The organism is Aquiflexum sp. (assembly GCF_977115555.1).
The window spans coordinates 1-6,504 of the sequence record NZ_CDSBKL010000232.1 but is presented as its reverse complement, the minus strand read 5'-3'; the positions used below and the strand labels follow the sequence as shown (position 1 = coordinate 6,504).

Here is a 6,504-nt window from a genome sequence, read left to right as displayed (position 1 = left end):
TTTAGACTGTTATTTGGGTCAAATAAATCAGCATTTTAAAGTTAATGGTTTTTTTGAAAATAAGGGCGAGATCGATTTGGAAGGGAAAAAGCAACCTTTGTTTTGCTTATCATTTTCCGTTTCTATTTTTGTCGATAAAATTTATTCCATCTTAAAAAAACCTTTATATAGCCCAATTTTTGGTCATTTCACTTTTTCGTAAAATGACCAAATTGAATATTTTGATCCAGAGTCCAGGGATTGGCTTCAAAAAGATGATTAAAATCATGTGAGTTTTCACCCTTTTAAATCACCAATTTTACCTTCCTCCGGGAGGGCAATATTTCTTGAGGTAGTCTGTGTATAGCGTGGAAAGGTGAAGGAAAGTGCCTTGACCTTCAGAAATACTATGTGACCTGTTGGGGTAGGGCATAACCTGAAATTGCTTGTTGTGCTTGATCAATTCATTGATAAGCATGTCGGCATTTTGGTAATGGACATTGTCATCGGCAGTCCCGTGGATGTATAGCAGGTTACCCTGAAGGTTTTTGGCATGGGATAGCGGTGAACCGTTCACAAAATCCTCAAGATTTTCCTGTGGCAATCCCATGTATCTTTCCTGATAAATATTGTCATAAGTGAGCTGATTGGCCACTGCGGCGATGGAAATTCCTGTTTTGTAGATTTCAGGGTATTGGAACATCAGGTTAAGCGTGGCAGTGCCGCCACCGCTCCAACCCCAAACCGCAATCCGCTCAGGATCCACAAAAGACCACTTCAGGATTTCCTTTGCACCAAGGGCTTGGTCGCGGATATTGATGTCGCCGATTTTTCTGTAAATGGATTTGCGCCATTCTCTGCCTTTTGGTGCAGGCGTGCCACGGTTGTCCAAGGAGATGTAGATGTATCCGTCTTGGCGCATGTCACCTTTGTACAACCTGTTTCTGGAAGAACCGAACCCATCGGCAACGGTTGCTCCCCAAGGTTCGGTATAGACATAAAATACAACCGGGTATTTTTTGGAAGGATCAAAGTTTGTTGGTTTCACCATCCAACCGTCCATTTCTACTCCTTCTTCCGTGGTTATTTTGAAGAACTCCGTTGTTTTTTCTACTTGGGCAGAGGGGAGTTTGGCCGCAATGCTTTCCTTTTCATTCAAAGCCTGATGCTTGGGAAGGCTGACCATTTCACCTAAAGGTCTGGTGTAATGGTTGGAAAAACGGTGCTGCGCAAATTTTGCTGTAGGAGAAAGGTTATAGCTATGCGTTCCAGGAAATCCTTCCGGAGTGATCATTTCCAATTTTCCTTTGCCATCCAATCTGGTACGGTACAGGTATTTTTGGGTGGCATTTTCCGGTGAGGCAATGAAATAAACAAACCCGCTTTTTTCATCATAGCCTTTTAATGAAATGGCATCATAGCTTCCCGGCGTGACCAAAACCTCTTTGGTCCCGTCGGTACTGACCCTGTACAATTGTCTCCATCCTCCTTTTTCACTTGACCAAAGGAATTCTTTTCCACCTGCAAGCCAATGCATGGGATGCTTGAAGTCTATGTCATACGTATTTTCCCCCGGGACCATGACTTCTACCCAAGCAGGATCTTTTTCTGAATGAATAAGTTTTGTTTTTCCGGAAGCCGCATCGACCCTAAGGATTTTGCTTTCGTTCTGCTTGCGGTTAAGTTGTTGAACCAAAAATTCATTTGTACCTGGGATGAATTCCAACCTCACGAGGTAATGCTGCCTTGAATCACCTTCGATATCCATCCATCTTGTTTTGGAGGTAGCAATGTCAATGACTCCTATCCTTGCCGCTGAAGGGCTTTCTCCGACTTTGGGATACTCGACTGGAATGACTTGGGAATAAACAGAATCCGTATTGTTGATCATATAATAATCCCGTGTTCCCTCAGCATCGAGTTGCCAAAAGGCAATGGATTTGCTGTCTGTACTCCATCGGAAACCGTCACGACAAGCAAATTCTTCCTCATAGACCCAATCAAAAGTACCGTTGATGAATTTTCTGGAACCGTCTTTGGTAAGCGCGGTGATGGTTTGTGTGGCAAGGTCTTCTAAGTAGATATTATATTCGCTGACATAGGCGGCCTTGGTACCATCAGGTGAAATTTTTGCAAACATCAGGGAAGATTCCGGCCTTGATTTTCCCAATTGTTTCAGGCTGTTGTCTGTCAAGTCCAAAACCCAATAATCCCCTTTGGTATTGATTCTCCAAACCTGTTTGGAATTGGTGAAAATGAGCAGCTTGGAATTGTCATCCGAGAAAGCATACATATCCAATTTTAGAGGCTCGCTTTTCCCTGAAGGAGTGAGTTGTTGTTTGCTAACCAGTACCTTTCTTTCGTTTGCTGGCAAGGTGTATTGGACGATCTCGTTTTGTTCGACACTGAAATAAGCTGTGCCATCATTTGACCATTTGATTTCGCCCTGCTGGGCAAAGGTGTTGAGGATAAAAAAATACGCCAAGACAATAAAAAACAACTTTAGTGGATTATTCGGCTTCATAAGGATTGATTTTGTTTTTGGATAAATGGGGATACGGTTCTGTTATTTCAAAACTCAAAGTATTTTATTTTTGAAAATGGGTCAATATAGCAAACACTGCACCAATAGGTATTTTCAATCAGGAAACTTTTGATGTGTAAAGCATCATTCTTGGTGGGCAATTTAGACAATTCTTCGAGTGTATTCAATTCTTTTAGGTTATCTGTCAGTCCTGTTCCCAAGGCTTTTAAAATAGATTCCTTGATTGTCCATATTCTGAAGAAATTGATGGGAGGTTGGGAGGAATTTTGAATAAAACCAATTTCATCAGGATGAAAAGACATGTCTAAAACAGAAGAAAAGTCAAAACCATAATTGATCCTTTCCACATCTATGCCGCAGGGCTGGCAGGAGAAAGCAAAAACAAGCCAATCTCCGGAATGTGAAGTGTTGAAATGAATGTCTCCCCTTTTTCTGATTTTGGGTTTATGGAATTCATTTACTTCCAACTCCACAGATTGGGGTTCACAGCCAAGATAGAGACCACAAAGGATTTTTTTAAATATAGTACTTGCCAAAAAAATATGTTTATCCTCTTCCCTGACAATCCGTTCTGATTTTTTCGAATCCTCTTTGGATAATAATTCGGTATGGCTTAATATCCGTTTGATGTTCTTCGAAATCCCAATTCTGATAATATGAAGCTCTTCAGAAAGAGGAGTGACCTCAAATTTTCTCCAAACAGGATGGATTTCCTGCCAATGGATTATTTGATTAAAATTCATGGATCTCCATTTTTAAAAGAAACAAAAATGTTTTATTTCCATGGTATTACCAAATTTTGGAAATTTCTTATGGTAGTTTAGAGCTAGCATTTAAGTTTCTTATCGTATCTTCACATTTCAAAACCATATAAATCCAAATCACAAAAAATCATGAAAAAAACCGGAATCTATTTCTTTGCACTTACCTTGATGTTGTTTTTGGCAGGAACTGTGCAGTCAGTTGCACAATTACAATCTCCTGCTGCCAGCCCTGCTGCCTTTGTATCACAAAATGTAGGATTCACCAAAATCAGTATTGATTATTCTTCTCCTGCTGTGAAAGGAAGACAGATTTTTGGGGAGATCGAAAAGTATGGCGTAACCTGGAGGGCAGGTGCCAATGCCACGACAATCATTGAATTCAGTACAGGAGTGAGTGTTGGCGGCAAAAATCTACGTGCCGGCAAATATTCCATTTTTATCACACCTATGGCCTCAGGAGAATGGACTGTCCACCTTAATGGTAAAGGAAATTCAGTTTTCGCCTACATGAAAGATGGAAAAATCGACGAGGAAGCTGTTGCCAAAGATGATGCTGTTTCAATGAAAGTGACTCCAATGATGGCTGCTGATTCTCAGGAAAGACTCACTTACACCATTTCTGCTGAAAATAATAAAGTAGCCAAAGTGACAATGTCTTGGGACAAAGTAAGGTTATCTTTTATGGTGGACACACAGGTTGACCAAAAAATGGAAGGCTTCAAAGGAGCGTTCTAAAAAAAATCCAGTTTGAAGCATAAAAAAACCTCCTTTTTGGAGGTTTTTTTATGCCGTTAATTTTACTTCTCAGTCCAATCAACACCGGTATGTTTCCAGCTTCTTGAACTTGCCGAATCAAGTACCGCCTGACAGACTTTTTGGGTTTCATAGGCATCTTTGAATGTCGGTGAACAAGGTTCTCCTGTTTCCAAACTATGGAAAAAGTCGGCGGCATGGTGGATAAATGAATGTTCATATCCAATCGAGGTCCCCGGTATCCACCACCTTTTCATGTAAGGTTGCTCACCTTCGGTGATGTGGATTTTCCTCCAACCCCTCACATGCGGATCATCCTTATGGTCAAAATATTCCAGCCAGTTCAAGTCGTGCAAATCCCATCTGATTGAGGCATGTTCCCCGTTTATTTCAAAGGTATAAAGGGCTTTGTGCCCCCTTGCATACCGGGTGGCTTCAAAAAGCCCAAGAGACCCATTTCCAAAGTGACAATGAAAAATACAGGCATCGTCAATGCCGACTTTCTGAACCTGTCCGCTTCCCTGATGAACCCTTTCTTTGACGAAAGTTTCGGTCATGGCTGACACATCTTTGATGCCGCCGTTAAGCCACATGGCCGTATCGATGCAATGCGCCAAAAGGTCTCCCGTCACACCCGAACCTGCAGCGTCTACATCCAATCTCCAGAGCCCATCTCCGCCTTGAGGAAGCTCGGGATTGATGGTCCAATCCTGGAGGAAATTGGCGCGGTAATGGAATATTTTACCCAATTTGCCCGAATCCACGATCTGCTTGGCCAAAGTCACTGCCGGTACTTTTCTGTAATTGTACCAAACAGTATTTGGGATACCTGCTTCGCCTACAGCTTTTACCATTTTCTCGCCTTCTTCCAAAGGCCTGGAAAGGGGCTTTTCACAAAGGATCATCTTTCCAGCTGCTGCGGCAGCAATGGCTATTTCTGCATGGGAAGCATTTGGAGTGCAGATATCCACAGCGTCAATATCGTCTCTCGCTATGATTTTCTTCCAGTCTGTTTCATAGGATACATAACCCCACTGTTCCGCAAAGGCCTTGACCTTATCTTCCCTCCTTGCGCATACAGCCTGCAAAACCGGCTGGTATTCAAATTCAGGGAAAAAGTCAGGGATTCGCTTATAGGCGTTGGTGTGAATTCTACCCATCAAGCCCGTTCCTATGAGTCCGATTCTTATATGTTTTTTGGTCATTATTTTGGATTTAAAGATTTGAAAATTTCAAAATTGAAAAATTGGAAGATTCAAAGGGTTAGAAGGTTTGAATGTTTCAAAGTTCAAAAGTTTAGAGGATTGAATTTGCCATGGATAGAAACAAATTCCTAGATGCCATTTTCTCCACTTTTCACTTTCTACTTACTACTTCTTGCCTCTTACTTCCCACTTCGTACTTCCCACTTCCTCCTTACCCAACCCATCCATGGGCATTGCGCACTTCGATCATTTTGGCCAGGATATCATTCCAGGTCTGTTGCTTACCCATGACTGCATTGGGAAACATACAGCCATCCCAACAGATATGTGGGAAAGCTTTGGTCAGTTCTCCCTCTGCATTCCTAAGCCAATATCCGGCATCTCTTGCAATGTCCAATTTGCCATTTGGATCATTGGCAAGGCAATGTCTGCCCGTTTTGTCATGCGAACCCGAACCAAAAACAGTTCCGTCATTTTGAGCCACATGGAAATCAATTGTCCAAGGCCTGAGTGCTTTGGTCAATTTTTTGAAAGCCTCATCCAATGCCCCTTTATCATTCCAATCAAAATCCTTAGGAAGAATCCTGTCATCCGGACTGTTGTAGCCCAACATGTATAGGAAAGTATGGGACATGTCTGCCTGGAATCCGATGTTTGGCCTGTTTGTCTGATCAAGGGTGTCTACCATCGCTCTCCAGCTGTGCATGCCTCCCCAGCAGATTTCACCTTCAGCAGCAAGTTTTTCTCCAAAATCTGCGGCCACATCGCAGGCTTCACGGAACGTTTGTGCAATCAGTTTGGTGTTATTAATCGGATCTTTGGCCCAGTTTTCTACACTACTAGCTGAATCGATCCTTACGATTCCGTAAGGTCTCACGCCAAGATCTTTCAGTTTTTGACCGAAAACACATGATTTTCGGACCATTTCCACAAAAAGTGCGCGGTCTTCCTTACTTCCCATAGCAGGGCCACCCCAGATGGGAGCGACAAGACTTCCGATATTAAGGTTGAGTTTCTGGACTTTTTCTGCCAGCTTTTTGATACCGTCGTCAGACATATCCAGATCGATATGCGGATCAAAAAGTCCGATATCAATACCGTCAAACTTTACGCCATTGACTTCGGCAGCGGCGGTATACTGCAGCATGTCATCAAAGGAAATAACTGGCTCTGAATCCGGGCCTTTGCCCACAATACCCGGCCAAGTCGCATTGTGTAATTTTGGATAGTTATTTTGGGACATAATATTTATGGTTAT

General features: G+C 42.4%; 5 protein-coding genes. 1 reads left to right on the top strand and 4 read right to left on the bottom strand.

The genetic code is table 11. From position 1 onward, the window contains the following. Positions 1–298: 298 nt before the first annotated feature. Both ACZFYI_RS13520 and ACZFYI_RS13515 read right to left on the bottom strand, forming a co-directional pair. The gene (locus tag ACZFYI_RS13520; RefSeq protein ID WP_462524656.1) at positions 299–2,503 is read right to left on the bottom strand and encodes a S9 family peptidase; all 2,205 of its coding nucleotides are present in this window, start codon (positions 2,501–2,503) and stop codon (positions 299–301) included. A 47-nt stretch (positions 2,504–2,550) separates the two neighbouring features. Then, positions 2,551–3,267, bottom strand: a complete 717-nt coding sequence (locus tag ACZFYI_RS13515; protein WP_462524655.1) for a 4'-phosphopantetheinyl transferase family protein — start codon at positions 3,265–3,267, stop codon at positions 2,551–2,553. Between the two features lie 150 nt (positions 3,268–3,417). On the opposite strand from ACZFYI_RS13515, the gene ACZFYI_RS13510 reads away from it, so the two are divergent. After that, positions 3,418–4,023, top strand: a complete 606-nt coding sequence (locus ACZFYI_RS13510) for a DUF2911 domain-containing protein (protein WP_462524654.1) — start codon at positions 3,418–3,420, stop codon at positions 4,021–4,023. Positions 4,024–4,085: 62 nt separating this feature from the next. On the opposite strand, the gene ACZFYI_RS13505 is transcribed toward ACZFYI_RS13510, so the two are convergent. Together ACZFYI_RS13505 and ACZFYI_RS13500 are read right to left on the bottom strand one after the other, a co-directional pair. Then, entirely contained in the window at positions 4,086–5,249 is a 1,164-nt protein-coding gene (locus ACZFYI_RS13505; RefSeq protein ID WP_462524658.1) for a Gfo/Idh/MocA family protein, read from the bottom strand. 208 nt (positions 5,250–5,457) lie between these two features. Beyond that, positions 5,458–6,489: a sugar phosphate isomerase/epimerase family protein gene (locus ACZFYI_RS13500; RefSeq protein ID WP_462524657.1), complete on the bottom strand. Its 1,032-nt coding sequence runs from the start codon at positions 6,487–6,489 to the stop codon at positions 5,458–5,460. Between the last annotated feature and the right edge of the window lie 15 nt (positions 6,490–6,504).

Excerpts from the sequence above, each read along its gene's own strand:
- ACZFYI_RS13510 (WP_462524654.1), top strand. The coding sequence starts at position 3,418 with ATGAAAAAAACCGGAATCTATTTCTTTGCACTTACCTTGATGTTGTTT.
- ACZFYI_RS13500 (WP_462524657.1), bottom strand. The coding sequence starts at position 6,489 with ATGTCCCAAAATAACTATCCAAAATTACACAATGCGACTTGGCCGGGT.
- ACZFYI_RS13515 (WP_462524655.1), bottom strand. The coding sequence starts at position 3,267 with ATGAATTTTAATCAAATAATCCATTGGCAGGAAATCCATCCTGTTTGG.
- ACZFYI_RS13520 (WP_462524656.1), bottom strand. The coding sequence starts at position 2,503 with ATGAAGCCGAATAATCCACTAAAGTTGTTTTTTATTGTCTTGGCGTAT.